Source organism: Streptomyces sp. NPDC017676 (assembly GCF_044329325.1).
Taxonomy (GTDB): domain Bacteria; phylum Actinomycetota; class Actinomycetes; order Streptomycetales; family Streptomycetaceae; genus Streptomyces.
In genome coordinates this window covers 126,606-151,006 of the sequence record NZ_JBIRJA010000008.1, presented here as the reverse complement: position 1 = coordinate 151,006, position 24,401 = coordinate 126,606, and the positions used below count along the sequence as shown (strand labels likewise).

28 protein-coding genes, 1 pseudogene and 1 riboswitch are annotated in these 24,401 nt (G+C 71.5%); of the genes and pseudogenes, 10 read left to right on the top strand and 19 right to left on the bottom strand.

Features of this window, described 5'->3' with window-relative positions; all coding sequences use genetic code 11:
* The first annotated feature begins 27 nt into the window (after positions 1-27).
* Entirely contained in the window at positions 28-837 is an 810-nt protein-coding gene (gene ddaH / locus ACH4LD_RS19090) for a dimethylargininase (RefSeq protein ID WP_398056385.1), read from the top strand.
* Positions 837-2,054: an ornithine--oxo-acid transaminase gene (gene rocD, locus ACH4LD_RS19085; RefSeq protein ID WP_398056386.1), complete on the top strand. Its 1,218-nt coding sequence runs from the start codon at positions 837-839 to the stop codon at positions 2,052-2,054. Before ddaH ends, rocD begins: the two co-directional genes overlap by 1 nt.
* A gap of 48 nt (positions 2,055-2,102) precedes the next feature.
* Here the strand turns inward: rocD and ACH4LD_RS19080 are convergent, their stop codons facing one another.
* From ACH4LD_RS19080 to ACH4LD_RS19050, 7 genes are all read right to left on the bottom strand, one after another.
* Positions 2,103-2,744, bottom strand: a complete 642-nt coding sequence (locus ACH4LD_RS19080) for a DUF305 domain-containing protein (RefSeq protein ID WP_398056387.1) — start codon at positions 2,742-2,744, stop codon at positions 2,103-2,105.
* Between the two features lie 95 nt (positions 2,745-2,839).
* Complete coding sequence (locus tag ACH4LD_RS19075) at positions 2,840-3,250, bottom strand: DUF6153 family protein (protein WP_398056388.1); 411 nt, start codon at positions 3,248-3,250, stop codon at positions 2,840-2,842.
* Between the two features lie 263 nt (positions 3,251-3,513).
* On the bottom strand, positions 3,514-3,951 hold the full coding sequence (locus ACH4LD_RS19070) for a cupin domain-containing protein (protein WP_398056389.1): 438 nt from the start codon (positions 3,949-3,951) through the stop codon (positions 3,514-3,516).
* Between the two features lie 325 nt (positions 3,952-4,276).
* Entirely contained in the window at positions 4,277-4,642 is a 366-nt protein-coding gene (locus ACH4LD_RS19065; RefSeq protein WP_398056390.1) for a hypothetical protein, read from the bottom strand.
* A 243-nt stretch (positions 4,643-4,885) separates the two neighbouring features.
* On the bottom strand, positions 4,886-5,944 hold the full coding sequence (locus ACH4LD_RS19060) for a PP2C family protein-serine/threonine phosphatase (protein ID WP_398056391.1): 1,059 nt from the start codon (positions 5,942-5,944) through the stop codon (positions 4,886-4,888).
* A 610-nt stretch (positions 5,945-6,554) separates the two neighbouring features.
* Positions 6,555-7,205, bottom strand: a complete 651-nt coding sequence (locus ACH4LD_RS19055) for a peroxiredoxin-like family protein (RefSeq protein ID WP_398056392.1) — start codon at positions 7,203-7,205, stop codon at positions 6,555-6,557.
* A 113-nt stretch (positions 7,206-7,318) separates the two neighbouring features.
* Positions 7,319-7,465 carry a hypothetical protein gene (locus ACH4LD_RS19050; protein WP_398056393.1) on the bottom strand — a complete coding sequence of 49 codons (147 nt, stop codon included), beginning with the start codon at positions 7,463-7,465 and terminating at the stop codon, positions 7,319-7,321.
* A gap of 163 nt (positions 7,466-7,628) precedes the next feature.
* Between ACH4LD_RS19050 and ACH4LD_RS19045 the strand changes: the two genes are divergently transcribed.
* Positions 7,629-8,228 carry a TetR/AcrR family transcriptional regulator gene (locus tag ACH4LD_RS19045; RefSeq protein ID WP_398056394.1) on the top strand — a complete coding sequence of 200 codons (600 nt, stop codon included), beginning with the start codon at positions 7,629-7,631 and terminating at the stop codon, positions 8,226-8,228.
* A 156-nt stretch (positions 8,229-8,384) separates the two neighbouring features.
* On the opposite strand, the pseudogene ACH4LD_RS19040 reads toward ACH4LD_RS19045, so the two are convergent.
* Positions 8,385-8,662, bottom strand: a pseudogene (locus tag ACH4LD_RS19040) (sodium:solute symporter); the annotation flags it as partial.
* A gap of 176 nt (positions 8,663-8,838) precedes the next feature.
* Between ACH4LD_RS19040 and ACH4LD_RS19035 the strand changes: the two are divergent.
* Both ACH4LD_RS19035 and ACH4LD_RS19030 read left to right on the top strand, forming a co-directional pair.
* Positions 8,839-9,561, top strand: coding sequence for a lysophospholipid acyltransferase family protein (locus ACH4LD_RS19035; RefSeq protein WP_398056395.1), 723 nt, complete (start codon positions 8,839-8,841; stop codon positions 9,559-9,561).
* A gap of 52 nt (positions 9,562-9,613) precedes the next feature.
* The gene (locus tag ACH4LD_RS19030) at positions 9,614-10,021 is read left to right on the top strand and encodes an NAD-dependent epimerase/dehydratase family protein (protein ID WP_398056396.1); all 408 of its coding nucleotides are present in this window, start codon (positions 9,614-9,616) and stop codon (positions 10,019-10,021) included.
* A 475-nt stretch (positions 10,022-10,496) separates the two neighbouring features.
* Here ACH4LD_RS19030 and ACH4LD_RS19025 read toward each other — a convergent pair whose 3' ends face one another.
* From ACH4LD_RS19025 to ACH4LD_RS18985, 9 genes are all read right to left on the bottom strand, one after another.
* Positions 10,497-12,062, bottom strand: a complete 1,566-nt coding sequence (locus ACH4LD_RS19025; protein ID WP_398056397.1) for an alpha/beta hydrolase — start codon at positions 12,060-12,062, stop codon at positions 10,497-10,499.
* A gap of 174 nt (positions 12,063-12,236) precedes the next feature.
* Entirely contained in the window at positions 12,237-13,004 is a 768-nt protein-coding gene (locus tag ACH4LD_RS19020) for an urease accessory protein UreD (RefSeq protein ID WP_398056398.1), read from the bottom strand.
* Entirely contained in the window at positions 12,992-13,669 is a 678-nt protein-coding gene (gene ureG / locus ACH4LD_RS19015; protein WP_030655157.1) for an urease accessory protein UreG, read from the bottom strand. The genes ACH4LD_RS19020 and ureG overlap by 13 nt, the downstream gene beginning before the upstream one ends.
* A gap of 57 nt (positions 13,670-13,726) precedes the next feature.
* Positions 13,727-14,401, bottom strand: a complete 675-nt coding sequence (locus ACH4LD_RS19010) for an urease accessory protein UreF (RefSeq protein WP_398056399.1) — start codon at positions 14,399-14,401, stop codon at positions 13,727-13,729.
* Positions 14,401-16,122 (bottom strand): urease subunit alpha, encoded by a 1,722-nt coding sequence (locus ACH4LD_RS19005; protein ID WP_398056400.1) that lies wholly within the window; start codon positions 16,120-16,122, stop codon positions 14,401-14,403. The genes ACH4LD_RS19010 and ACH4LD_RS19005 overlap by 1 nt, the downstream gene beginning before the upstream one ends.
* Entirely contained in the window at positions 16,115-16,426 is a 312-nt protein-coding gene (locus ACH4LD_RS19000) for an urease subunit beta (RefSeq protein ID WP_398056401.1), read from the bottom strand. Before ACH4LD_RS19000 ends, ACH4LD_RS19005 begins: the two co-directional genes overlap by 8 nt.
* Before the next feature lie 9 nt (positions 16,427-16,435).
* Positions 16,436-16,738 carry an urease subunit gamma gene (locus ACH4LD_RS18995; protein ID WP_398056402.1) on the bottom strand — a complete coding sequence of 101 codons (303 nt, stop codon included), beginning with the start codon at positions 16,736-16,738 and terminating at the stop codon, positions 16,436-16,438.
* 295 nt (positions 16,739-17,033) lie between these two features.
* A complete protein-coding gene (locus ACH4LD_RS18990) occupies positions 17,034-17,312 on the bottom strand; it encodes a type II toxin-antitoxin system Phd/YefM family antitoxin (RefSeq protein ID WP_103815658.1) in 279 nt (92 codons plus the stop codon).
* 31 nt (positions 17,313-17,343) lie between these two features.
* Positions 17,344-18,378 (bottom strand): S1C family serine protease, encoded by a 1,035-nt coding sequence (locus tag ACH4LD_RS18985; RefSeq protein WP_398056403.1) that lies wholly within the window; start codon positions 18,376-18,378, stop codon positions 17,344-17,346.
* A 254-nt stretch (positions 18,379-18,632) separates the two neighbouring features.
* On the opposite strand from ACH4LD_RS18985, the gene ACH4LD_RS18980 reads away from it, so the two are divergent.
* The 3 genes from ACH4LD_RS18980 to ACH4LD_RS18970 all read left to right on the top strand — a co-directional run bounded on the left by ACH4LD_RS18980 (position 18,633) and on the right by ACH4LD_RS18970 (position 20,628).
* Positions 18,633-19,268 carry an ATP-dependent Clp protease proteolytic subunit gene (locus ACH4LD_RS18980; RefSeq protein WP_398056404.1) on the top strand — a complete coding sequence of 212 codons (636 nt, stop codon included), beginning with the start codon at positions 18,633-18,635 and terminating at the stop codon, positions 19,266-19,268.
* A gap of 7 nt (positions 19,269-19,275) precedes the next feature.
* Complete coding sequence (locus tag ACH4LD_RS18975) at positions 19,276-19,581, top strand: hypothetical protein (RefSeq protein ID WP_132788400.1); 306 nt, start codon at positions 19,276-19,278, stop codon at positions 19,579-19,581.
* A 341-nt stretch (positions 19,582-19,922) separates the two neighbouring features.
* A riboswitch (cyclic di-AMP (ydaO/yuaA leader) is annotated at positions 19,923-20,151 on the top strand.
* Between the two features lie 3 nt (positions 20,152-20,154).
* Positions 20,155-20,628 (top strand): C40 family peptidase, encoded by a 474-nt coding sequence (locus ACH4LD_RS18970; protein WP_398056405.1) that lies wholly within the window; start codon positions 20,155-20,157, stop codon positions 20,626-20,628.
* A gap of 758 nt (positions 20,629-21,386) precedes the next feature.
* Here the strand turns inward: ACH4LD_RS18970 and ACH4LD_RS18965 are convergent.
* Complete coding sequence (locus ACH4LD_RS18965; protein ID WP_398056406.1) at positions 21,387-21,842, bottom strand: ATP-binding protein; 456 nt, start codon at positions 21,840-21,842, stop codon at positions 21,387-21,389.
* Positions 21,843-22,054: 212 nt separating this feature from the next.
* On the opposite strand from ACH4LD_RS18965, the gene ACH4LD_RS18960 reads away from it, so the two are divergent.
* Both ACH4LD_RS18960 and ACH4LD_RS18955 read left to right on the top strand, forming a co-directional pair.
* Positions 22,055-22,915, top strand: a complete 861-nt coding sequence (locus tag ACH4LD_RS18960; RefSeq protein ID WP_398056407.1) for a helix-turn-helix domain-containing protein — start codon at positions 22,055-22,057, stop codon at positions 22,913-22,915.
* A 9-nt stretch (positions 22,916-22,924) separates the two neighbouring features.
* On the top strand, positions 22,925-23,146 hold the full coding sequence (locus ACH4LD_RS18955; RefSeq protein WP_103815651.1) for a DUF397 domain-containing protein: 222 nt from the start codon (positions 22,925-22,927) through the stop codon (positions 23,144-23,146).
* Positions 23,147-23,223: 77 nt separating this feature from the next.
* Here the strand turns inward: ACH4LD_RS18955 and ACH4LD_RS18950 are convergent, their stop codons facing one another.
* Positions 23,224-24,351: an 8-amino-7-oxononanoate synthase gene (locus tag ACH4LD_RS18950; RefSeq protein ID WP_398056408.1), complete on the bottom strand. Its 1,128-nt coding sequence runs from the start codon at positions 24,349-24,351 to the stop codon at positions 23,224-23,226.
* Between the last annotated feature and the right edge of the window lie 50 nt (positions 24,352-24,401).

Here is a 24,401-nt window from a genome sequence, read left to right as displayed (position 1 = left end):
CACACAGGAAAACGGAGGAAACCCTCTGTGTCCGACAGTCGTGTGCCGCGTTCCCGGCGTTTTCTGGTCTGTGAACCCAGACACTTCGCCGTCCAGTACGCGATCAATCCCTGGATGCATCCCGACAAACCCGTCGACGTGGACCTCGCCCAGGAGCAGTGGCAGCAGCTGATCCGCGCCTACCGGGCGCACGGCCACACCGTGGACTCCGTGGAGCCGGTCCCCGGCCTGCCGGACATGGTGTTCGCCGCCAACGCGGCGTTCGTCGTCGGCGGCCGGGTCTTCGGCTCCCTGTTCCACGCCCCGGAGCGCCGCCCCGAGTCGGTGCACTACGACACCTGGTTCAAGGCGGCCGGCTACGACGTCCACCGGCCCGAGTCGGTGACCGAGGGCGAGGGCGACCTGGTGTGGACGGGCCGGTACGTGCTCGCCGGCACCGGGTTCCGCACCACGCGTGAGGCCCACCGGGAGGCGCAGGAGTTCCTCGGCCACCCGGTGATCGGCCTGACCCTGGTCGACCCGTACTTCTACCACCTGGACACGGCGCTGTTCGTCCTCGACGACGACAACATCTGCTACTACCCGGAGGCCTTCTCCGCGGGCAGCCGGGAGGTCCTCAAGCGCCTGTACCCGGACGCGGTGCTCGCCACCCGCGAGGACGCGATGGCGTTCGGCCTGAACTCCGTCTCCGACGGCCGGAACGTCTTCATCGCGCCCCAGGCGGAAGCGCTCGCCGAACGTCTGGCCGGCCACGGCTACGTCCCCGTCCCCGTCGACCTGTCCGAGTTCCACAAGGCCGGCGGCGGCATCAAGTGCTGCACCCAGGAGATCCGCTGATGACCGCACCCGCGCGCACCCGTACGTCCGACGACCTGATCCGCGCGGAGGAGCCGGTCCTCGCGCACAACTACCACCCGCTGCCCGTGGTGGTGGCCCGTGCCGAGGGCACCTGGGTGGAGGACGTCGAGGGCAACCGCTACCTCGACATGCTGGCCGGCTATTCGGCCCTCAACTTCGGCCACCGGCACCCGGCGCTCATCGAGGCGGCACACCGACAGCTCGACCGGCTCACCCTCACCTCCCGCGCCTTCCACAACGACCGGCTGGCCCCCTTCGCCGAGCGGCTCGCGGAGCTGACCGGCCTGGACATGGTGCTGCCGATGAACACGGGCGCGGAGGCGGTGGAGAGCGGCATCAAGGTGGCCCGCAAGTGGGCGTACGACGTGAAGGGCGTCCCGGCCGGGCAGGCGACGATCGTGGTCGCGGCGGAGAACTTCCACGGCCGTACGACGACCATCGTCAGCTTCTCCACCGACGAGACGGCCCGGGCCGGGTTCGGACCGTTCACGCCCGGTTTCCGGATCGTGCCGTACAACGACCTGGCCGCGCTGGAGGCGGCGGTCGACGACACCACGGCGGCGGTGCTGATCGAGCCCATCCAGGGCGAGGCCGGGGTGATCATCCCGGACGACGGCTATCTCGCCGGGGTGCGGGAGCTGACCCGCCGCAAGGGCTGCCTGTTCGTCGCGGACGAGATCCAGTCGGGCCTCGGCCGGACGGGCCGCACCCTCGCCGTCGAGCACGAGGACGTCGTCCCGGACGTGCTGCTGCTCGGCAAGGCGCTCGGCGGCGGCATCGTGCCGGTGTCGGCGGTGGTGGGCCGGCGCGAGGTGCTGGGGGTGCTGCACCCGGGTGAGCACGGTTCGACGTTCGGCGGCAATCCGCTCGCCGCGGCGGTCGGCACGGCCGTGGTCGAGCTGCTGGAGACCGGTGAGTTCCAGCGCCGGGCGGCCGAGCTGGGCGTGGTCCTGCGGGACGGGCTGACCGGGCTGACCGGCAAGGGCGTGACCGGTTTCCGGGCGCGGGGGCTGTGGGCCGGCGTGGACGTCGACCCCGCCCTCGGCACCGGCCGCGAGATCAGCGAGCGCCTGATGCGCGAGGGTGTCCTGGTCAAGGACACCCACGGGTCCACGATCCGGCTCGCGCCGCCGCTGACGATCACGGCGGAGGAGCTGCGGTCGGCGCTGGCGGCCCTGGAGAAGGTGCTGGCCTGAGGGACGGGCGGGGGCCGGTGACGGGACCGGTCCCCGCCCGCCGCGCCGTCAGTGCGTGCCGAGGAGTTGCTTCATCTCCTTGATCTCGGCGTTCTGCGCGGTGACGATGGCGTCCGCCATGGTCTTGGCGGGGCCGTACTGGCCCTTCTCCTTCTCGGTGGTGGCCATTTCGACGGCGCCCTCGTGGTGGTCGACCATCATCGACAGGAACTTGGTGTCGAAGTCCTTGCCGGTGGCCTTCTTCAGGGCCGTCATGTCGCCCTCACTCATCATCCCGGACATCCCGGACATCCCGGAGTGGGCGGAGTGGTCCGTGCCGGCCATGGGGACCTGCTCGCCCCAGGACGTCAGCCAGCCGGTCATGGTGCGGATCTCCGGGTCCTGCGCCTTCTCGATGCGCGAGGCGAGGTCCTTCACCCGCGCGGAGGAGGCCCGGCCGTCGGCGAGCTTCGCCATCTCCAGGGCCTGCTGGTGGTGCGGGATCATGCCCTGGGCGAAGGAGACGTCCTGGGCGTTGTGGGCGGTGGCCGACGCGCTCGGGGCGGCCGACGCGCTCGCGGTGGCGGAGGAGCCGTGGCCGGTGTGGCCGCCGGCGCTGTCGTTGTCACCGCCGCAGGCGGCCAGGACGAGGGCTCCGGTCACGGCGACCGCGGCGAGGACGGCACGGCGCGTCAGGGTACGGATGGTCATGCGGGGAACTCCTACTGTTCTGAGGGGATTTCGGGCACGCGTGAACACGACCGCGGAACCTGCGCCGGGGCAGGGGCGGGCGGCCGGGGGCGGCTCTAGATCCGCAGGAGTTGGAGTTCCGCCAGATCGGGCGGGGCACGGGCGCCGTCCGGCGCGGTGGCCGGACCGGGGCGCGGGCAGGCGGCCGGTACGACGACGGCCACCGTGTCGGGGGCCGGTACGGGCAGCTGGGGGCCGCCGTCCAGCGCGCCCGAGGCACAGCTCGGGTCGGCGTGGTGCAGCCGGTGGCCGCCGCAGTGACCGGCGGCGTCCGGGCAGTCGTCCGGCGCGCTGACGACGACCGCGCCGTGCGCGGTCCGGGCGTGCCCGGAGTCTCCGGCGTGAGCCATGCCCCCGCCGGGCGCCAGCGCGTGCATCCCGAGCAGTCCGGCCAGCAGAGCGAGCACGAGCAGCCCCCGGTGCCGCCGCTGGGGCGGTCGCTGGGCGTGTGCTCGGGTGCCGGTCATCGGGAACATCGTACGAGGGCCGGACACGGCCGGCGTACGGGGGCACGCCGGTCGCGGCCCGTACGCCGAAGCGGAGCGGGGGTGAGCCGTGTCCCTCACGGCGCGCCCGCCCCGCCAGTCTCCGGCACCCGACGTGGTGCTGATGGACATCCGTATGCCGGGTACGGGATCGTCAGCCCCGGCTGGCTGGCGGAGGAGCTGCGCTGTCCTGGCTTGTCGGTGACACGCGTGCTGCGCGGGCGCGCGGCCACGCCGATCGAAGGTCAGCCTTCGGAGGGACGCGGGGCGCGCAGGTGCGCCCGTTCCTTCAGCTCCTCCTCCTCGACCAACGTGAGCATCGGCTGACCCGGCGCGCACACCATGGTCACCACGAACTTGGTCGGTGCGTCCGACAGGGCGTTGCCGTCCTGGTAGTGGATCACGTCACCGCCCGGCTCCCAGAACGTCCCACCGGCCTCGACCACACGCTCCGGCTCACCCTCCAGCTCGAACCGGAGCGCGCCCTCCATCACATAGCCGAACGACGGGCCCGAGTGGCGATGCGGAGGCAGCCCGGGGTGACCGGGAGGCCAGTCGACGAGGATGGTCATTCCCGAACCACCTTCGGGGAAGAAGGGCGGAGTGACTTCCTGCAGCAACTTGACTTCGGGCGGCAAGGAGCTCTCGCGGGCGGTCGTGTGCTCAGGGGTCTTCTCTGACATGTACCACACCTCCGTAAGCCTGCCCGGAACGGACGATCGACAGATCCCTGACAGACCCCGCGCCTTCTGCCTCGCCCAGACGGTCTCAAGACCACCCTGCCTCCCGTCGGCGGCCACCACAATCCGGGAGCAGGCGAGACCGAGACCGCTCGCGCCACAGCATCGGGTCGAGAGAGGCGGCTCGCATCGAAGGTGTTCAGCGAGCGGGGTGTCTCATCCGGGTGACGCTGCGGCGCCGTTCAGTGCGCCTCCGCCCCCTCACGCATGCGCACTGTGGCGGGGCTCGGATGAACGATCCGTCAGGTGACCGCCGATCATGCGCCGTTCAGGGGCTGAGGGGGCTCCAGTCGAACCATCCATGAGAGGTGTCGTAGACCGTCGTGGGCTCGTCGCAGGTCTGAGTTGTCTCGATCTGCGCGGCGACGGCATCCGCGCGCGCCGCGTACCCGTCCGCCGAGACCACCAGGACCACAACGGCGGACAGGGCGAGGACCGGCAGGATCCGCCGGCGGCGCGCCCGCGAGAAGGCCAGTGCCGCCACGGACAGCACCAGCCCCGCCAGCAGGAGCCACCGGTTCGTACCCGCCTCGCGGTCGAGCCTCTCGGAGAGCCCGACGACGTGATCGCACAGGACATACGTCTTCGGCCCGCCGGCCAACGACAGGAAGCGCTCCAACAAGGCCACCAGCACGACGCACATCCCCAGAACCGGGAGAGGACTCCGTTCCTGGCGCGGTTGCACTCTCATCTCGCACCCAAGCCCTCTCGTACCGACTCAGCGGACTTCCGCGCGACGCACCACCCGGGCACGTCGAGCTCGCACGAGTGATCACGCGGCACGCGCCGACATGGTTCCAGCACCACGCGACAGCAACCATGCGGTTGCTCCACCCATGGGTCGTGCCGGACGGTCGGCTGGTCGCGTGACCGGGGGTCAGACGGCCAGGCGCCGGATGACGACTACGGCCGCGTCGTCTTCCAGGTGTCCGTGGACGTGGGCCAGTAGGTCGTCTTTGAGGAGGCGCAGGAGTTCGTCAGGGTCGTCCTTGGTCCACTCGGGCGCCCGTTCGGTGAACGGGTAGAAGACGCCGTTGGCATCACGTGCTTCGATGACGCCGTCCGTATGGAGAAGCAGCAGGTCGCCGACTTCGAACGGGAACGTCTGGACGTCGTAGGCGGCGATACCGAAGGAACCGCCGAGTCCGATCGGAAGGTGGCTCGTCTCGGCCACGAGTGGGGTGATGTGATTCCCACGCAGGAGCAGTGGCGGCGGGTGGCCGCAGTTGATGAGGTGGACGACCGGATCGTGGTCGGGGATGTCGAGCAGGATGGCGGTGGCGAAGTCCTCGTTGGTGTCCTGCTCCGCCTGTGGTCGCCACTGGCTGGTGTCCCAGCGGAACGCGGCGTCCAGGTGGACGGCGAGACGGGGCAGGGTGGCCTGCCGGTGGGCGGCCGCGCGGAAGGCACCGAGCAGCAGGGCGGCGTTGTTGATCGCGGCCAGCCCGCTGCCGCGCACGTCGCCGATGAGCAGCCGGGTGCTGTGGTGGTCGGTGCGTGCGGCCGCGTACAGGTCTCCGCCCAGAGCGGCTTCTTCCTCGGCGGGGAGGTACAGGCCGGCGATCCTCAGGTGGCCGGTGCGGGCGGGCAGCGGCTGCAACAGCACGCTCTGCGCCGCCTCGGCCACGGACCGCACCTGGTGCAACTGGCGCTCGCGCCGGTCCCGCACGACGCAGATGCCGACACAGATGGCGGAGACGACGATGAGCGCGATGAGCTGCGCCTGGACGTTGGCCGTGATCATGACCCCTCTGAGCACGCCGATCAGCGCCTCGGCCGCCACCGCGAGCGCTCCCATGAGTGCCGTCACGCGGGCCCCCGCGAACGCCACCGTGATCGCCGGCGCCGCCACCAGCAGCGGCCCGAGGTGGATGTGCGGCGGAGCCAGTACGTCCACGACACAGACCGTGACGATCAGCCCCAGTGGGATCACCATCAGCGCGGGTGCGTGACCCGGTTGCCACGCTCGCCGGAGGTCCGCCCACGGTCGAAAGGCCATACCCCAAGCCTTCCACTCGTCTCCGCGTACGGAAATACGCCGCTCAGGGGGCCATGACCGTGCGGCTTTCAGGCGCCGAGGTGTGCCGGCCGGCGCAGGGCGCCCGGTTCGCGACCGGCGGGGCTGAGCGGCTGCCGAAGGTTCCCGATCCACGACGGCCGAGGGCTGGTACGTCGCCGGTCCGGATCTGACGATCATGGACACGAGGTGGCTGGAGCGCGTAGGCAAGGCGCTGGACGAGCCCCTGGACGAGTGTCTGGACACTTGACTGTCCATCAGGTCGTCCTCGCATCCGATGGCCGGCCCTCCGGCGGCTGGGCCGGCGACGCACCGGAGTGCTTCCCCCATCACGCCACCAAGTGGACTTCCCGGTCGCAGGCGACCGGCGACGGTTCGAGAAGATCGGCCTGGAAGGATCCCGATCCGGCCTGAGCCGGCGCACGATCCTGGCCAAAGACCGTCGAACTAGAAGACGCCCCCTCGGCTCCGCCAGGCTCGCCTGCGCCTGACCGGTCCTGTTGGCAGTGGCGCTGGTCGGCTGTCGGCGTCAGGCCAGCGCGTCGAGGGCGGCGAGGATGTCGGCCGGCTCGGCGCGGGTGGCGTAGTCGGCGTTGACGAAGGTCCAGCGGATGACGCCGTCTCGGTCGATGACGTAGGTGGCGGGCAGCGGGAGGGTGCGCGGGTGGCCGTCGTTGACGCGCTGGAGGTCGAAGCCGAGCTTGTCGTAGACGGCGGCGAGGTCGTCGGGGAGGTCGAAGGCGAGGCCGTACTGCTTGGCGGTGTCGGAGCCGATGTCGCTGAGGACGTCGAAGGCGAGGTCGTGCTTCTCGGTCAGGGTCAGGGACTCGTCGGGGATCTGCGGGGAGACGGCCACCAGGCGGGCGCCGCGGGCGGTGATCGCCTGGTGGTGCTGCTGGAGGGAGCGCAGGGCGATGTTGCAGTACGGACACCAGGCGCCGCGGTAGAAGGTCAGCACGACCGGGCCCTCGGCGAGCAGGTCGTCCAGGGCCAGGGTCCGGCCGGTCGCGGAGGGGAGTCGGAAGCGCGGGGCCTGGGCGCCGACGGTCAGGGCGCGGTCGGCCTGGCCGGAGTCGGCGAGTTCCTGGCCGGCCCGCTGCATGATCTGCCGGATCTCGGCGGGGATCTGCTGCTGGCGGGCTTCGTAGAAGGTGCGCAGTTCGGCGTTGAGGGTGGTCATGGTGCTGGTTCCTCCTGGGCGGCGACTGGAGCGGGACCCGTCAATCTTGAAATGACCGTTCCAAGATAAGGGTGTGCGTGGCCCCGCGCCAGCCGTGCGAAGGTGTCGGCGGGTCAGAGGCTCGTGAACGGGCGGTGGTCGGCGAGGGCGAGTGCCTTGATGAACGCGGCCAGGTGGACGGCGCGGCGGGCGAGGCGGCGGCGCAGGCGGGGAGTCCGCGACCCGTGCGCGGCCGCCCAGAGGGTCGGTATGCGATTCATGGGGGCATGGTCGCGGCGCGCCGCACCCCTGGGTCGGATCGTGGACGAACCTGGACGACTCCGCGCTGCTGAGGGCCTGTCCCGGTCTGTACCTGTGAGCACCTTTGCGGCGTACTGAACCGGGAGTATCTTGGAATCCTCATTTCAGGATGGTGGGTGGATCATGCCGGACATCAAGCACTTCGATCCGGACGCCACCCTGGAGACCGTGGTGCGGCTGTTCTGGCGGCAGGGCGTGGCCTCGACCGGGATCCAGGACGTGGTGACCGCGACCGGGCTCAACCGCTCCAGCCTGTACGCCACGTTCGGCGGCAAGCAGGAGCTCTACCTCGCCGCGCTGCGCCGTTACCTGGAGCAGCGGTCCCAGCCGATGTTCCGGCGCCTGGCCGAGGACGAGCGGGGCCTGCCGGCCGTCTCCGAGTTCTTCGACGGCCTGATCGAGGCCCGTTGCTCGGGCGCGTACGCCCGGTGGGGCTGCATGGTCTCCAACGCGCACGCCGGGGCGGAGAACGGTGACCCCGAGGTGCGCGCCGTCCTGGACCAGCATCACCAGGAGCTACGCGAGGCGATGTACGCCGCCCTCGTGACCGCCGACGGCCTGGGGCAGCTGTCCCCCGGTGCCGATCCGGGCGCTTCCGCGGACCTGCTGGCCCTGCTCGCCTACGGCGTCAACCTGCGCTCCCGCGCCGGTGCCGACGCGGCGACACTGCGCAGGACGGTGACCGCCGCCCTGGACTCGATCGGAGCGCGGGCGGCGGCCTAGACGTGCGGGGAGCGGGCTCTCAGCTGGGCTTGGGCGCAGGCGACGTGCCCGGACGCAGGGCGGGGACCGCCGTCGCTGCCGCTTGTGGCGCATCCGCCGTGTGATCCCCGGGCGATGTGACGTCGATGCCCTCGGCGGCCTCCGCCGCCTTCAGGAGTTCGCCGCCGCGATCGACATGATCGTCGCCGGGGCCAGCGCGCCGATGCCGATCGCCGCGAACGCCACCCCCGCGAACCAGTCCGGGAACATGTCCTCGAAGAGCTGCGGGATCGCCAGCTGCCCGTTGGTGACCTCGACTCCGGCCGCGATCGCATGAACCCCATTAGAGCGAGCAGGCCCAGTATGAGGGTGTAGAGGGGCATCACCGCGGTGCTGCGCCGGAACACGTCGCGGCTCTTCGAGGACAGCGTCGCCGTGATCGAGTGCGGGTAGACGGTGACCCGCCTCGTCACCTGACCATCCATCAGCTGACTCGGCAAACGGTCAGCATGACACCGCCCGAACCTGGTTACAGATGACGACAGGTGCACATCGGCCCATGTCCGTGATCCCTGGGTTGACCTGGGAAAACACCGGTTCGAAGAGGAGCCGGCAGAGTGAGGAGCGAGCCGTGTTCTACTACCTGCTCAAGTACGTGGTCCTGGGTCCGCTGCTCAGAGTGGTCTTCCGGCCCCGGATCGAAGGTCTGGAACACGTGCCCGCGTCGGGGCCGGCGATCATCGCCGGGAACCACCTGTCGTTCTCCGACCACTTCCTGATGCCGGCGATACTGAAACGCCGCATCACCTTCCTTGCCAAGGCGGAGTACTTCACCGGCCCCGGGGTGAAGGGCCGGCTCACCGCGTTCTTCTTCCGCAGCGCGGGGCAGATCCCGGTGGACCGCTCGGGCAAGGAGGCGGGGCAGGCCGCGATCCGCGAAGGGCTCGGGGTGCTGCGCCGGGACGAACTGCTCGGCATCTACCCGGAGGGCACCCGTTCGCACGACGGCAGGCTGTACAAGGGCAAGGTCGGGGTCGCCGTGATGGCCCTCACGGCAGGCGTTCCGGTGGTGCCGTGCGCGATGATCGGCACGTTCGAGGCACAGCCGCCCGGGAAGATCGTTCCCAGGATCCGCCCGGTGACCATCCGCTTCGGCGAGCCCCTGGACTTCTCCCGCTATGCCGGCATGGAGCACCAGAAGGCCGTGCTGCGTGCGGTCACCGACGAGATCGTCTACGCCATCCTGGCCCTGTCCGGGCAGGAGTACGTCGACGAGTACGCGGCCGTCGTCAAGGAACGGCAGGCGGCGGAGCAGAACGCCAGGCGCAGGTTCCCGCGCGCACCGCTCAGTTGACCTCTGCCGTCGGCAGAAGGAAGGCAGCGGGCCGGATGCCTGGGCTCGCCGTATGAAGACAGCTGTGGTGATCGGGGCGAGCGGGCAGATCGGGCGTCCGGTGGTGGAGGCGCTGGCGCGGGACGGCTGGGCGGTGACGGCCGCCTCGCGCGGCGGCGGCCGGGACGTGGCGTGGGACGAGGGGGTGCGGACGGTACGGCTGGACCGCGCCGACGACACGGCCCTGGCCGCGGTGGTGGGCGACGGCTGCGACCTGCTGGTCGACGTGGTCGCCTGCGACGCCGGGCACGCCCGGCAGGTGACGGGGCTCGCGGGCCGGATCGGCTCGGCGGTGGTGATCTCCAGTGTGTCCGTGTACGAGGACGGCGCGGGACGGCGCTTCGACACGATGGGCGAGCCGGACGGCTTCCCGGACTACCCGGTACCGGTCCCCGTGACCCAGCCGACAGTCGCTCCCTGATGGGGGTGGAGACCCGCACCGTGTACCTCGACGGGCCGTGGGGCTGACGCCGTGTCGGTGCCGCGGCCGGTGGTGTGCGACATGCCGGCCGCCGAGCGGGAGTTGGGCTACCGGCCGGTGGTGTCGTACGCCGAGAGCCTGCCGGAGACGGTGGAGTGGCTGACCGGGGCGCTGCGCGGCCGGGACTTGCGGGAGGTCCTTCCGCTGCTCGCCCAGGTCTGCCCGGACCTGTTCGACTACGCGGCGGAGACGCCTGGCGCACGGCTTAGCGGCCGTACGGGAGGAGGGCGGCCAGGAGGACCGTACGGGAGCGGAGCGGCAAGGAAGGGCCGCGAGGGGGCGAGGAGCGGCAAGGGAGGGCCGCATGGACAAGGGGTGGCCGGGAAGGCCCATGGGCGAAGGGAGGCCGGGAAGGCCCCATGGGCGAGGGGCGGCCGGTGAGGGCCGGCCGCCCCTCGTCAGCGTGTCGGTACGGTCACGGCTTGGGCGTGGCGTGCGGCGCGCAGGTCACGTCCTTGCCGTCCAGCGTGCCGTCGAGCAGGTAGGCGTCGACGCGCTGGTTGATGCAGGGATTGACCAGGCTGGTCACGCCGTGGGAGCCCGCGTTCTTCTCGGTGATCAGGCGGGAGCCCTTGAAGCGCTTGTGCAGTTCGACGGCGCCCGGGTAGGGAGTGGCGGCGTCACGCGTGGACTGCACGATCAGGACCTTCGGCAGTCCCTGGTGCGTCTTGACCTCGACCGGGGTGTGCTGCTTGCTCGGCCACGTGGCGCAGGGGAGGTTCATCCAGGCGTTGGACCAGGTGAGGAACGGGTAGTCCTTGTTGAGCCGGGTGTTGTCCCGGTTCCACTTCTGCCAGCTGGTGGGCCACTTGGCGTCGGCGCACTCGACGGCCGTGTAGACGGCGTTGCCGTTCTCCGCGCTGATGTTGCCGGCCGTGTCCGACAGGTCGGGGGCGGCGGCGTCGACCAGGGCCTGGGTGTCACCGGCGACGTACTTGCTGAAGACCGTCGCCACCGGTACCCACGAGGAGTCGTAGTACGGGGCGCTCTGGAAGAAGGAGATCAGCTCGGCCGGGCCGACGACCCCGCCGATCGGGTTCTTCTTGGCGGTGGCGCGAAGCTGGAGCCACTTGTCCTGGACGGCGGCGCGGGTGGTGCCGAGGTGGAAGGCGGCGTCGTTGGCGGCGACCCAGTCCTGCCAGTCCTTCCAGCGGCCCTCGAAGGCGACGTCCTGGTCGAGGTTGGCCTCGTACCAGATCTTCTCGCGGGAGGGGTTGACCACGCTGTCCACGATCATGCGGCGGACGTGGCCGGGGAAGAGCGTGCCGTAGACGGCGCCGAGGTAGGTGCCGTAGGAGACGCCGAGGTAGTTGAGCTTCTTCTCGCCCAGAGCGGCGCGGATGACGTCGAGGTCGCGGGCGGTGTTCGGCGTGGTCATGTGCGGCAGCATCGCGCCGCTGCGTTCGGCGCAGCCGTCCGCGTACTCACGGGCCAGCTTGCGCTGCGCGGTCTTGTCGGCCTCGCTGTCGGGCACCGGGTCCATCTTGGGCGCCTTGACGAACTCCTGCGGGTCGACGCAGGAGATGGGCGCCGAGTGGCCGACGCCGCGCGGGTCGAAGCCGACGAAGTCGTAGGCCTTGGCCACGTTCGCCCAGACCGGGGCCTTCGTGGTGACCCGGCGCGGGAAGCGCAGACCGGAGCCGCCGGGGCCGCCCGGGTTGTAGACCAGCGCGCCCTGGCGCTCCTTCTTCGTGCCGGTGTTGCCGATGCGGTCCACGGCGAGCTTGATCTGCTTGCCGTACGGGTGGGCGTAGTCGAGCGGCACGCTGACCCAGCCGCACTGGATGGGCTTCTCCAGCCCCCAGTCGGCCGGGCAGTCCCGCCACTCGACGCCCGCCTTCGCGGCCCGGGCGGCGGCGATCTCGACGCCCTTGGCCTCCCGGTCCTGCGCGGGCCGGCCGGCGGCACCGGCCGTGGGAGCCGAGACCGCGCCGGCGATCAGGGTGGCGGTGACGAGTGCTCCAGCGGAACCGAGTGCCATCAGGCGGCTCTTCGGTCTGTTCTCCCTCAAGTGGGCCCCTCCCCGTACCTCGCTGTGAGTTGTCAGGCGGGGATCCTCTCGGCTGTGAGTCGGCTGGGAACAGGGGTCGTCACCTATCTTTACCAATCCGATAACCGGATGATCATGTTCGGTTCCTCGGACGGCCCGGATGCTTCAGCCGAGCCCGGCCAGTGCCTCGTCCAGGAGCCCGCGCAGTCGCAGCGCGTCCGGCGCGAGGGCGGTGACGAGCGCGGCGGGGCCCGCCAGGGGTACCAGCGACGCACACTCCCCCAGCATCCGCGCGGCCACCGGCGCCTCGGCGAACTCGGGGCGCACGACGACGAGTTGCCCGACCGCACGACATCCCGACAGCACGGCCGGCCCGTCCCAGCCGCCCGGCGCACCAGGTCCGCAGGCCAGTTCCTGGTCCAGCACGGTCCGGCCCGCGACCCGCACGGTGAACCGGCTGGTGAGGCGCCCGGGCTGCTCCCCGGTCCGCCCCAGCACCTGCTCCTCGCGCAGCACGAGCCGGGCGCCGGCGGCGAGGTCGGCGCGGGTGGTGATCCGCAGGTCGCTGCCGCCGGCCGAGATCAACTGTTCGGGCATCCAGTGCAGTTCGGCACCGGTGGCCACGTCGAGCCGGACGTCGTACCGGGCCTCGCCCTTGGTCTGCCCCGGCAGGGCGAGGGTGGCGGCGGCCGACCCGACGTACAGCCGGGCGCCCTCCTCCACCCGTGCGGCCAGCGTGAAGCGGTCACCGCCGAGCGGCCCGCTCATGGCGCCGACGACCATGACCCTCGCCTCGCCTCCGGCCGACCGGGTGCGGCGCGGCGCCAGTGGGCCCTCGCCGTCCAGGACGGGCAGGGCCGTACCGCCGCGGCCGTCGGCGCGGGCGACGATCCGGGCGCTTCCCCGGACGCCGGCGACGGTCACGCCGTCCATGCGGCGAGCCGCTCCCGGACCCAGGCGGCCACGTCGGCGACACCGGTCTCGCCGCGCAACGACTGGAAGACGACGGGGAGTTCCGCCCGCTGCGCCTTGGCGTCGGCGGCCATCCGGGCGAGGTCGGAGCCGACGTAGGGTGCGAGGTCGGTCTTGTTGACGACGAGGAGGTCGGCGGTGGTGACACCGGGGCCGCCCTTGCGCGGGATGTCGTCGCCGCCGGCCACGTCGATCACGAAGATCTGGGCGTCCACGAGCCCCTTGGAGAAGGTGGCGGTGAGGTTGTCGCCGCCGGACTCCACGAGGATGAGGTCCAGGGGGCCGACCGCGTCCTCCAGGTCCTCGACGGCTTCGAGGTTGGCGGAGATGTCGTCACGGATCGCGGTGTGCGGGCAGGCGCCCGTCTCGACGGCGGTGATCCGCTCGGGCGGCAGCACGGCCTCCCGGAGCAGGAACTCGGCGTCCTCGCGGGTGTAGATGTCGTTGGTGACGACGGCGAGGGACAACTCGTCGCGCAGCGCCCGGCACAGGGCGGCCACGGTGGCGGTCTTGCCCGAGCCGACGGGGCCGCCGAGCCCGATCCGCAGGGCACGGCGGGTCCCGTCGGGGCGGCGCGCGTCGGCGCTGAGGGCGGCGGGGGCGGGGTGGGTGTGGTCGAGGTGCATGTACGGCTCCTGGGGTGGGTCAGTCTTCAGCCGAGCGAGTCGGGCGGGTGGGCGAGCTCATGACGCGAACAGCCGGACGGGCCAGCCCGCGTGCCACTCCGCGCCCACCTCCAGCAGGGGCGCGGAAGCCGCGGGCAGCGCGTCTACCCCCTCGTCGGCCACCCTCCGCGCGGCCTCCACGGCGGAGTCGGCCACTCGGTCGAGTTCGGGGGCCAGCCGGGCGAGGACTCCGGTCGCGTCGAACGGGTCGAGGCTCAGCAACCGGACGGTGGCCGTGGCCGGCCCGCTCACGCTCTCGTACACCGCGCAGTGGGCCGCGTCCTCGGGTGCGAGCCCGGCGGCCCGGGCGGCGAGACCGAGCACGACGGGCTGATGGGCGCCCTTGGGGAACCGGCTGGCCACGGCGTCCAGTTCGGCGGACGGCCAGGTCACCCGGGCGGCCCTCAGCAACTGCCGGCCGAGGCGCCGCGCGGCGGCCCGCAGGGCCGGGGACGGCGTACGCGCGTCGGCCGCCGCGTCCAGCTCGCCCGGGTCGGCACCGAGGACGGCCGCCGCCGCCAGTGCCGCCGCGACCATCCCGGAGGTGTGCAGCCGGCCCCGGCAGAACGCTTCCAGACTCGGCGCGTCGGTGATGCGGCCCGCCCTGACGGCGGCCTCCGCCCCACCGGAGTGCGCGTGCCCTCCGGCGGGGAAGCGGCCGTCGGCCAGGACGAGCAGGGTTGCCCTGGACACTAGAAGAGGAAGTAACGCTGGGCCATGGGCAGTTCGGCGGCCGGGGCGGCCTCGACCAGTTCGCCGTCGATGTGCACGGCGAAGCTGTCGGGGTCGATCCGGACGTCCGGCCGGGCATCGTTCTCGCGCATGTCGGCCTTGGTGACCGCGCGCGTGGACTCGATCGCCACGAACCGCTTGCCGAGTCCCAGCCGTTCCGGCAGCCCGTCCTCGATCGCCAGGCCCGCCACGAAGTTGACGGAGTTGGCGGCGGGGGCCCGGCCGATGGCGCCGTACATCGGGCGGGGCAGGATCGGCTGCGGGGTGGGGATGGAGGCGTTGGCGTCGCCCATCTGCGCGTACGCGATCTGCCCGCCCTTGATGACGAGGAGCGGCTTGACCCCGAAGAACGCGGGTTCCCACAGCACCAGGTCGGCGAGCTTGCCGGTCTCGACGGAGCCGGTCTCGGCGGCGAGGCCCTGGGCGAGCGCGGGGTTGATCGTGTACTTGGCGACATAGCGCCGTACCCGGTGGTTGTCGGCGCGGCCGTCGCCCGGAAGGGCACCGCGCCGGCGCTTCATGACGTGGGCCGTCTGCCAGGTGCGCAGGATCACCTCGCCCACCCGCCCCATCGCCTGGGAGTCGGAGGAGATGATCGAGATCGCGCCGAGGTCGTGGAGGATGTCCTCCGCGCCGATCGTGGAGGGGCGGATCCGGGACTCGGCGAACGCCAGGTCCTCGGGGACGGCCGGGTTGAGGTGGTGGCACACCATCAGCATGTCGAGGTGTTCCTCGGTCGTGTTGACGGTGAAGGGCCGGGTCGGGTTGGTGGAGCTGGGCAGGACGTTCGGCTGCGAGACGACCGTCATGATGTCCGGGGCGTGGCCGCCGCCGGCGCCCTCGGTGTGGTACGAGTGGATGCCCCGGCCCGCGATGGCGGCGAGGGTGTCGCCGACGAACCCGGCCTCGTTCAGGGTGTCGGTGTGGATGGCGACCTGGATGCCGGTGCCGTCGGCGACCGTGAGCGCCGCGTCGATGACGGCGGGCGTGGAGCCCCAGTCCTCGTGCAGCTTGAGACCGACGGCGCCGCCCCGGATCTGGGAGAGCATCGCCTCATGGCTGACGGTGTTCCCCTTGCCGAGGAATCCGACGTTGACGGGGTAGGCCTCCATCGCCTCCAGCATCCGTGCCAGGTGCCAGGGGCCGGGGGTGACCGTGGTGGCCTTGGAGCCCTCGGCGGGTCCCGTGCCGCCGCCGACCAGGGTGGTGACGCCGGAGGCCAGCGCCTCGTCGGCCACCTGTGGGCAGATGAAGTGGACGTGCGCGTCGATGGCACCGGCGGTCAGGATGCGCCCGTTGCCCGCGATGATCTCGGTCTCGGGGCCGATGACCAGGTCGGGGTGGACGCCGTCCATGGTGTCCGGGTTGCCGGCCTTGCCGAGGGCGGTGATCCGGCCGTCGCGGATGCCGACGTCCGCCTTGACGACGCCCCAGTGGTCGACGACGACGGCGCCGGTGATCACGGTGTCGGGGGTGCCCTCGGCGCGGGTGGCGCGGGACTGGCCCATGGACTCGCGGATGACCTTGCCGCCGCCGAAGACCGCCTCGTCCCCGGAGCTCGTGGGGCCGCCGGAGCGGTCCTCCTCGATCTCGATGAGCAGGTCGGTGTCGGCGAGCCTGATGCGGTCGCCGGTGGTGGGGCCGAACAGGTCGGCGTAGGCGGCGCGGGAGATCTCAGGCATCGAGGGCACCTCCGGTCTGCCCGCGCAGCCCCGGCACGATCCGGGCGCCGGTCAGGGGCACGAGCTCGACCGCCACGGGGATGCCGGGCTCGAAGCGGACGGCGGTGCCGGCGGCGACGTTGAGCCGCTTGCCGTGGGCGGCCGCGCGGTCGAACTCCAGGCCGGGGTTGGCCTCGGCGAAGTGGTAGTGGGAGCCGACCTGGACCGGCCGGTCGGCGGCGTTGAGGACGGTGAGCCGGGTGACCTCGCGGCCCGCGTTGCAGACGACGGGGTCGTCCGCGAACAGGATCTCTCCGGGAATCATCGCGGCCCCTCAGACGATCGGCTCGTGGACGGTGACGAGCTTGGTACCGTCCGGGAAGGTGGCCTCGACCTGGACGTCACGGATCATCTCGGGGACCCCCTCCATGACGTCGTCCCTGGTCAGGATCTTGCGGCCGGAGGACATCAGCTCGGCGACGGTACGGCCGTCCCGCGCGCCCTCCAGGATGTGCGACGTGATGAGGGCGACCGCTTCCGGGTGGTTGAGCCTGAGCCCGCGGGCCCGGCGCTTCTCGGCCACGTCGGCCGCCACATGGATCAGCAGCCTCTCTTGCTCATGCGGGGTCAGTTGCACGTCCCACCTCACAGTCCTTGCTCCGGACCGTGCGGGGTCCGGTTGCCGCGGCCACCACGACGGGGACAGATGTAACACACAGACAAATCCCCGGAGTCTCGTCAATCCGGGCAGAAAAACCCCTGGTGGCGTGGATCGGCAGGCTAGAACGCCGGAGTTTCAACGACGTTAACCAGACCTTGGCACGCGCATGACCCCGCTATGGGCTCGCGCGGAGACGGGGACGTGGGCTCGCGTAGAGACGGGGACGTGGGCTCGCGTAGAGACAGAGACGTGGGCTCGCGCGTGGGCGGGCTCAGGAGGTGCCGGGACGGCGGTGCTCCGCCGCGATGCCGAAGCGCTGCTGTCCGCGCGGCGTGGAACGGGGCTCGTGGACCCCGGACACCGAGCTGATGACCTGCTCCCCGGCCTCCTCGTCCAGCGCCTCCAGCCGCTCCAGGTCGGCGGCCGAGACCAGCGCGACCAGCGGCTTGCCGTGCCGGGTCACGACGACGCGCTCACCGCCGTACACCACCCGGTTGATCAGCTCGGCGAGTTCAGCTCTTGCTTGCGTCACCGGAATCTCGTAGGCCATACCTCCAGCTTACGGGGCGTCCCCGCGGGACCTACTTCTTCGGCAGGAGCAGATCGGTGGTCCAGTCCTCACCGAAACGAATGACGTGGCCGTCGTCCGCCGTCGCGCCGGAATTGAGGCTGTACTTGCCTTCGAGCGGGAGCTTCTCCCCGGGAGCCGCGGACTGCAGGACGTCGCAGAGGTCGCCGACCGTGGCCACGGGAGTGTCCTTGACCGCGGTGATCACGTCACCGGCCTCCAGGTTGGCCTTGGCCGCCTCCGAGTTGGTCGCCACGTTCTCCACGAACAACCCGCTGGTGCCGTCCTTCAGCAACCGCTCCTGCGTGTCGGCCACCAGCCGCTCCGTCTTGGGATCGTCGCGGTAGGGGGCGCTGAGGTCCGGGTCGTCCAGGGAGCCGACCTGCCAACCGGGGTCGTTGTGCCTCTCACCGGAGGCCAGCCCGTCCAGCAGCGGGCGCACGTGGTCACTGCTGATCGAGTAGTACTGCCCCTCCGCCTCGGGGTTCCCCAGAGTGTTCACGCCGATCACCTTGCCGTCGGCGTCGAGGAGCGGCCCTCCGGAGTTCCCTGGGTTGATCGCGGCGGAGTGCTGGATCGTGTCCGCGTAGTGGGGCAGGGAGGGCGAGGGATCCGCCGGCACGTTCGGCGACTGGACGCTGCCCGCGGTGTAGACGGGCTTCTGCGCCTCCACGTTCTTCTCGAAGGACGCCGGGTAGCCGATGGCCGTGACGGCATCGGCGGCCCTGACGTCGCGGCTGTCGGCGAACTCCAACGCCTTGAGGTCCTCCTGCGGCGTACTGAACTGCAGGACGGCGACGTCCTCGCACGGATCGGTGCCCAGGATCCGGACGGGCACCTCCCCTTTGTCCTGGACGACGACCTTGAGGGCGTTCTCCCCCGCGACGACATGCGCGTTGGTGACGACGAGCCCCTTGTCGGCGTCGTAGATGAAGCCACTTCCCACCCTGGTCTCGCCCATCACGTGGACGGTGCCCGGCGCGGCCTTCTCGAAGATGTCCTGCGGCGAATCGTCCGACGGGGCCGCGTTCGCCACCGTTCCGCCCATGACCAATGACGCGACCGCTGTTCCGACGAGCGCGGCTCTGACTTTCGCACCCACGGTGTGGAGCCTTCCGACGACGGGCGGCACCCACCGGGACCAGCCCGGAAATGATCGCTTACACCTCCAGCTTAGGCCCGCGTCCATGCGCTGTCCTGATGAACCGTTACGGTGTCCAGCCCCCCAACTCACTGTACGTCCTGTACATTTTTTACAGAGAGCTCGCCGAAGGCGGCTCCGCTGCGAGGAAGGGTGTGCCCATGCTCCGACCGTCCGCCCGACATGTCCTGCCCGAGTTCACCGAGCGCACGGGGAGCGTCACACGCACCCTCGATCCGTACGCGAAGCTCTTCGAGGACCGGATCGTCTTCCTCGGCACGCCGGTCGACACCGCGGCGGCGAACGACGTGACGGCGCAGCTCATGTACCTGGAGCACACGGCGCCGGACCGGGACATCACGCTGTACGTCAACTCGCCGGGCGGCTCGTTCGACGCCATGACGGCGATCTACGACGTGATGCGGTACGTCGGCTGCGACGTGGCGACCTACTGCCTGGGCCAGGCCTCCGCCTCGGCCGCGGTGCTGCTCGCGGCCGGCACGCCGGGCAAGAGGTTCACCCTGCCCGGCGCCCGCATGGTGATCGAGCAGCCCGCGCTGCCGGAGCCGGTGCGCGGACAGCCCAGCGACCTGCTCATCCAGGCGGAGGAGTTGACCCGGATCCGCGCGACGCTCGCGGAGATGCTCGCGCGGCACACGGGGCGCACGGCCGGGCAGGTCCACGAGGATCTGGAGCGTGACCTGATCCTGGACGCCGCCGGGGCGGTCGCCTACGGTCTGGTGGACGGCATCGTGCCGAGCCGCCGGGACACGCCCGGCGCACCGGACGCGAGGTGAGCCGCTCATGCTGCCGGACCTCCCACCGCTGCCCGCGCTGACCTGCGCGGAGGGTGAGTTGATCGACCGTTACCTGGAGGCGGTCGACCTGCTGGGCCGCATCAACCCGGCCCGGCCCGGGGACACCTACCGCGGGCTGCGCGCGGCCCAGGCCCTGGTGCGCAAGGCGGCAGAGCTGCGGGACGCGCTCGCACTGATGCACCAGCGGGGCGAGACGGAGCTGCACGGGGACACGCTGGCACGGGCGTTGCGGGTGCTGGACGGTGAGCGCCGGGCCGCTCGCGTCGCGCTCCCGCCGGACGGCGTCGGCTGAGCCGGACGCTCCTCGGGCTCGGTGGGCCCCACGCGTCGACACGCGTCGTTCGGACGGCACTTGAAACGGCCCGAACGACGTACCGCCGACCGGTGTACATCCAGATCGTTTTCCGGGCCTTCCGAGTTGCGCCAAGCGCCACCGCATGAGCCGCTGAGAGGCGCTTCGCCCCAGGTCGGGGGCTACGTCCGGGATCTGACGGACGCTCGAACAGAGCAGTGTCCACCCGAACGGGTGAGTGGTGAGTAACGCCACAAATCCCCGATTCCGTTGGGATTTTCGGACAGTCGTAAGCCAAGATCCGTGTCTGACGACAAGCCCCCGCCACCGCGGCGGGGCGATCCGGGCGGACGCCGAGTCCTGCCGCCGCCCGGATGACCGGTCGACGGAGTGGATCGGCAGGAGTGGAGGACCCGAGCAAGACGGGTCGCCGGAACAGATGTTCGTCCGCACCACGGACGGTCGTCGGCTCCGGGCAACCCTTGGGGTGAAGCCGTGGCAACGCGGCCGGGCAACTTCGCCAGCCCGAATCCGACAGGTCATCCTTCACAGGCGGCTGACGAAGGGTTGCGCATGACTGCGCTCAATCGTGTCCCGCCGCTGATGGCCCGGGCCGGCACGGCCTCGGCTCTGACCCTCGCCGCCGTGGGCGGCTCGATCGCGGTGCCCGGCCTCGCCACCGACGCCTCCGCCGCGACGTTGGCGACGAAAGCACTCAAGGTCGCGGCCTCGAAGAAGGGTGCCCCGTACGCGTGGGGAGCCACCGGGCCGCGCCGGTTCGACTGCTCGGGGCTGACGCTCTACTCCTACAAGAAGGCCGGCAAGAAGCTGCCGCGCACCGCCGCCCAGCAGTACAACAAGACGCACCACATCTCCTCCAGGAGCCGCAAGGCGGGCGACCTGGTCTTCTTCCACTCGGGTTCGTACGTCTACCACGTCGGCATCTACGCCGGTCACGGCAAGATCTGGCACGCCCCGAAGACCGGGGACGTGGTGAAGCTGGAGAAGATCTGGACGAAGAGCGTCTGGTACGGCCGGGTCAGCTGACCCGCCCTCAGGCCGGGCAGGGACCCGCCCCCAGACCGACAGCGGTTCCAGCAGCAGGGCCGCTCCCGGCGCCGCCCCGGCGCCCGCCCGGGACCCACGGGCGGCCCGGGGCCGCCGCGGACGCCTGCCGGGGCGGACAGGCGTCCCCGACCACGGCTTCCTCCGGCCTCTGCGTGGGCCGTGGGAGCGCCACGCGGTGCGCACCCCCGAGCTGGAGCACAGGGGCGCCGCCCGGCAACGGGGGCGCCCGGAACGCGCGGGCCCGGCGGCCAGGACGGCCGCGACGCCGGTCACTGCCAGGGCGGTGCGCACCGGGAGTCCGCCCGCCGTCGCCGGTCCCGCGGACCGCGCCGGCGCGGTGCGGGGACGTCGCGTACGACCACGGTGAAACCGGCGCCTCCCATGGCGACCGGTCCGGCACCGACCACGGCCCGGCGGCACAGTCCGCCCGATCACCCGGACGGCCGACCCGCTCGGTCACGCGCCGGCCACCCAGTCCCGCCGGCCGTCCAGTCCCGGCGGCCGCGCGAGCCGAAGCCGGCCCGGAACGAACTGGCGCGGCTCACCGGGCTCATCGGGGGCGCGCCAGGGCTCGGCACCTTCCCGGCCGCCGGAGGTACGTCCGCCGTCACGGAGCGCTGGTCAGCACCGGGCTGGGGAGACGCCGACCGGGCGCGCCGAGCCGCCGGCCGCCGTGTGCCTGCCGTGTGCCGCTCGGCCGGGAGAGGGGCACGGACACCCCGGCCCTGTCCGGACGGCTAGGGCTCCTGCCGGCGCGCCGGTACCGGGGCCGTCGGGAGCGTCCAGGGGAGTTCGATCGAGACCGTTTTGCCGCCCTCTCGCGTGGGGCGGATGCGGAGTCTGCCGCCGCACTCGGCCGTGAGCCAGCGGATGATCACCATGCCGCGGCCGTTGTCCTGCTGGACGGCGGCGGGCAGTCTCTTCGGGAAGCGAGGATGGCTGTCCGTGACGCCGATGCGCAGATGTTCGTCATGGTGCAGCGCGATGTCGACCGTGAAGGTGGGTGACTGGCCGAAGGTGTGCTGTACGGCGTTCGTGGCGAGTTCGGAGACGATGAGCCGCACGGTGTCGGCGACGTCGGTGTCGGACGGCAGGCCCCACTCCGCCAGGGTGCCCACGACGTAGGAGCGGGCGGCCGAGACCGAGGCTGGATCGCTCGGCAGAGTGACGGATGCTTCCAGGTGGTCTGCCATGGCGACGTCGTCCCTTTCCCATGGGGCCGTGGTCCGACATGTGGCGGAGGGTTCGAGTACGGTCCCGGACTGGTGCTTGTTCGCCAGACTGCCACCAACGCGCGGTCACAGGGAGCGATCCACCAAGATATGCATATATCTGTCGCTCGAAGCGGTGAACTCTGCGACGCGAGACCGTATGTGGGCGGCCCGGAAGGAGTAAGGAGGAGCCCATGCAGAACGGTCCGGCAGTGCGCCGCCGCAAACTGGGCGCCGAACTGCGCATGCTGCGCACCGGTGCGGGGCTCACGAGCGGTGAGGCCGCCCGGCTGGTCGGCTGGCACCAGTCGAAGGTGAGCCGCATCGAGACCGGCGCCAGCGGTGTGAAACCGGCCGATCTGCGGTTACTGCTCGACGCCTACCAGGTGCGGGACACGCATCTGCGCGAGTTGCTGCTGATGCTGGCGGGGGCGGAGGACGCGGGCGGCCGTCACCGCTGGTGGCACGCCTACCGCGGGGTGCTGCCGCCCACCTATCGCGACTTCATCAGCCTGGAGTCGCAGGCGAGCGCGATGCGCACCCTGGAGACGACCGTGGTGCCGGGGTTGCTCCAGACGCCCGAGTACGCCCGCGCGGTGACCCGGGCGGCCGTGAAGGACCTGGACGAGGACCGCCTGGACACGCTGGTGGAGGTGCGCCTGGCCCGGCAGGACGTGCTGCGGTCCGATCCGCCGCTGGTGCTGAGCGCCGTACTGGACGAGGCGGTGCTGCGCCGCGAGGTCGGTGGCCCAGAGGTGATGGCCCGGCAGCTCGAACGGCTGATGGAGGCGGCCCGGCTGCCCCAGGTACGGCTCCAGGTGCTGCCGTTCGCCGCGGGGGCGCATGTCGGACTCACCGGGCCTTTCGTTATCTTCTCATTTCCGAGCACTTCTGATCTGGACGTGGTTGTTCTCGACCAGTTGACGAGTAGCCTCTACCTGGAGCGGAAAGAAGACCTCATGGCCTACTCCGAGGCCTTCAACACCCTTCAGTTCCACGCCCTTTCCCCCGAGGAATCGTTGGACTACATCGCCGGGATAGGTGACGGCGCGTAAGGAGGCACCATGTCAGCTCTGCCTCGGAACGTCCCTGCCAGTACCGACCTGCACGCCGTGCGCTGGCTGCGCAGCAGCTACAGCACGGGCGCGAACAACTGCGTGGAGACGGCCCGGCCGCGTTCCGGCCCCGCGGCCGGACTGCTCGCCGTGCGCGACTCGAAGAACCCCGCCGGACCCGCGCTGCTCTTCTCCGCCGGCAGCTGGGCGGAGTTCGTCACCAGGATCTGATCAGGGGTCACCCGCCCCTGATCCGGACCCGTCCCCCGTTCGTCACCCTCGTGCGACACACGGCCGTGTACGCCGACTCATGGTCGCGTTTCGCCGATCACTCGTACAGCGCGTTCGATCTCCGCCCCGGAGAGGTCCGCCCGGGCGGTCAGCCTCAGCCGTGAGATGCCGTCGGGCACGGAGGGAGGACGGAAACAGCCCACGGCCAGGCCTGCCGTACGGCAGTCGGCCGCCCAGCGCACCGCCCGCTCCGAGGAAGGAGCCCGCACGGAGACCACCGCGGCGTCCGGACGCACCGCTTCCAGACCCGCGGCGGTCAGCCGTGCGTACAGTTCCGCGGCCACCTCGCGGGCCCGAGCCGCCCTTTCGGGCTCGCGTTCCAGCAGCCGCAGCGCGGCCAGCGCGGCACCGGCCGCCGCCGGTGCCAGGCCGGTGTCGAAGATGAACGTCCGGGCCGCGTTGACCAGGTGGTCGATCACCCGGGCCGGGCCGAGCACCACCCCGCCCTGGCTGCCCAGCGACTTGGACAGGGTGGCCGTGACGACCACGTCCTCGGCGCCCGCGAGCCCGGCCGCGTACGGCGCGCCCCGGCCGCCCTCGCCCAGCACGCCGAGCCCGTGCGCGTCGTCCACGACCAGTCCCGCGCCGTGCTCCCGGCACGCCTCGGCCAGCGCGGTCAGCGGTGCCCGGTCCCCGTCGACGGAGAACACCGTGTCGGAGACGACGATCGCGGCACCCGTGTGCGTGGCCAGGGCCTTGCGCACGGCCTCGGGATCGGCGTGCCCGACGACCTGCGTCTCGCCCCGGGCGAGCCGGCAGCCGTCGATGAGGGAGGCGTGGTTGCCCGCGTCGGACACGATCAGCGAGCCGTGCGGGCCGAGCGCGGTGACCGCGGCGAGGTTGGCGGCGTACCCGGAGGAGAACACCAGGGCCGCCTCGAACCCGCAGAACGCGGCCAGCGCCCGCTCCAGTTCGGAGTGCAGGACCGTCGTACCGGTGACCAGCCGGGAACCGGTGGAGCCGCCGCCCCAGGTCCGGGCGGCCCCGGCCGCTCCCTCGACGACCTCCGGATGGCGGGTCAGGCCCAGGTAGTCGTTGCTCGCCAGATCCAGCAGCGGCGTGTCGGCGGGGCGCGGACGCAGGGTGCGGACCAGTCCGGCGCGGCGGCGCGCCCCGGCCTGCTCGTCGATCCAGCCGAACGCCATGGGTCCTCCGGTGCTTTTGTAGGTAGCGGACAGACCCTAGCGGTACGGCC

Coding starts and splice junctions, on each gene's coding strand:
- rocD (WP_398056386.1), top strand. CDS start 837: ATGACCGCACCCGCGCGCACCCGTACGTCCGACGACCTGATCCGCGCG.
- ACH4LD_RS19080 (WP_398056387.1), bottom strand. CDS start 2,744: ATGACCATCCGTACCCTGACGCGCCGTGCCGTCCTCGCCGCGGTCGCC.
- ACH4LD_RS19075 (WP_398056388.1), bottom strand. CDS start 3,250: ATGACCGGCACCCGAGCACACGCCCAGCGACCGCCCCAGCGGCGGCAC.
- ACH4LD_RS19070 (WP_398056389.1), bottom strand. CDS start 3,951: ATGTCAGAGAAGACCCCTGAGCACACGACCGCCCGCGAGAGCTCCTTG.
- ACH4LD_RS19060 (WP_398056391.1), bottom strand. CDS start 5,944: ATGGTGATCCCACTGGGGCTGATCGTCACGGTCTGTGTCGTGGACGTA.
- ACH4LD_RS19055 (WP_398056392.1), bottom strand. CDS start 7,205: ATGACCACCCTCAACGCCGAACTGCGCACCTTCTACGAAGCCCGCCAG.
- ACH4LD_RS19050 (WP_398056393.1), bottom strand. CDS start 7,465: ATGAATCGCATACCGACCCTCTGGGCGGCCGCGCACGGGTCGCGGACT.
- ACH4LD_RS19045 (WP_398056394.1), top strand. CDS start 7,629: ATGCCGGACATCAAGCACTTCGATCCGGACGCCACCCTGGAGACCGTG.
- ACH4LD_RS19030 (WP_398056396.1), top strand. CDS start 9,614: ATGAAGACAGCTGTGGTGATCGGGGCGAGCGGGCAGATCGGGCGTCCG.
- ACH4LD_RS19025 (WP_398056397.1), bottom strand. CDS start 12,062: ATGGCACTCGGTTCCGCTGGAGCACTCGTCACCGCCACCCTGATCGCC.
- ACH4LD_RS19020 (WP_398056398.1), bottom strand. CDS start 13,004: ATGGACGGCGTGACCGTCGCCGGCGTCCGGGGAAGCGCCCGGATCGTC.
- ureG (WP_030655157.1), bottom strand. CDS start 13,669: ATGCACCTCGACCACACCCACCCCGCCCCCGCCGCCCTCAGCGCCGAC.
- ACH4LD_RS19005 (WP_398056400.1), bottom strand. CDS start 16,122: ATGCCTGAGATCTCCCGCGCCGCCTACGCCGACCTGTTCGGCCCCACC.
- ACH4LD_RS19000 (WP_398056401.1), bottom strand. CDS start 16,426: ATGATTCCCGGAGAGATCCTGTTCGCGGACGACCCCGTCGTCTGCAAC.
- ACH4LD_RS18990 (WP_103815658.1), bottom strand. CDS start 17,312: ATGGCCTACGAGATTCCGGTGACGCAAGCAAGAGCTGAACTCGCCGAG.
- ACH4LD_RS18985 (WP_398056403.1), bottom strand. CDS start 18,378: ATGGGCGGAACGGTGGCGAACGCGGCCCCGTCGGACGATTCGCCGCAG.
- ACH4LD_RS18980 (WP_398056404.1), top strand. CDS start 18,633: ATGCTCCGACCGTCCGCCCGACATGTCCTGCCCGAGTTCACCGAGCGC.
- ACH4LD_RS18975 (WP_132788400.1), top strand. CDS start 19,276: ATGCTGCCGGACCTCCCACCGCTGCCCGCGCTGACCTGCGCGGAGGGT.
- ACH4LD_RS18970 (WP_398056405.1), top strand. CDS start 20,155: ATGACTGCGCTCAATCGTGTCCCGCCGCTGATGGCCCGGGCCGGCACG.
- ACH4LD_RS18965 (WP_398056406.1), bottom strand. CDS start 21,842: ATGGCAGACCACCTGGAAGCATCCGTCACTCTGCCGAGCGATCCAGCC.
- ACH4LD_RS18960 (WP_398056407.1), top strand. CDS start 22,055: ATGCAGAACGGTCCGGCAGTGCGCCGCCGCAAACTGGGCGCCGAACTG.
- ACH4LD_RS18955 (WP_103815651.1), top strand. CDS start 22,925: ATGTCAGCTCTGCCTCGGAACGTCCCTGCCAGTACCGACCTGCACGCC.
- ACH4LD_RS18950 (WP_398056408.1), bottom strand. CDS start 24,351: ATGGCGTTCGGCTGGATCGACGAGCAGGCCGGGGCGCGCCGCCGCGCC.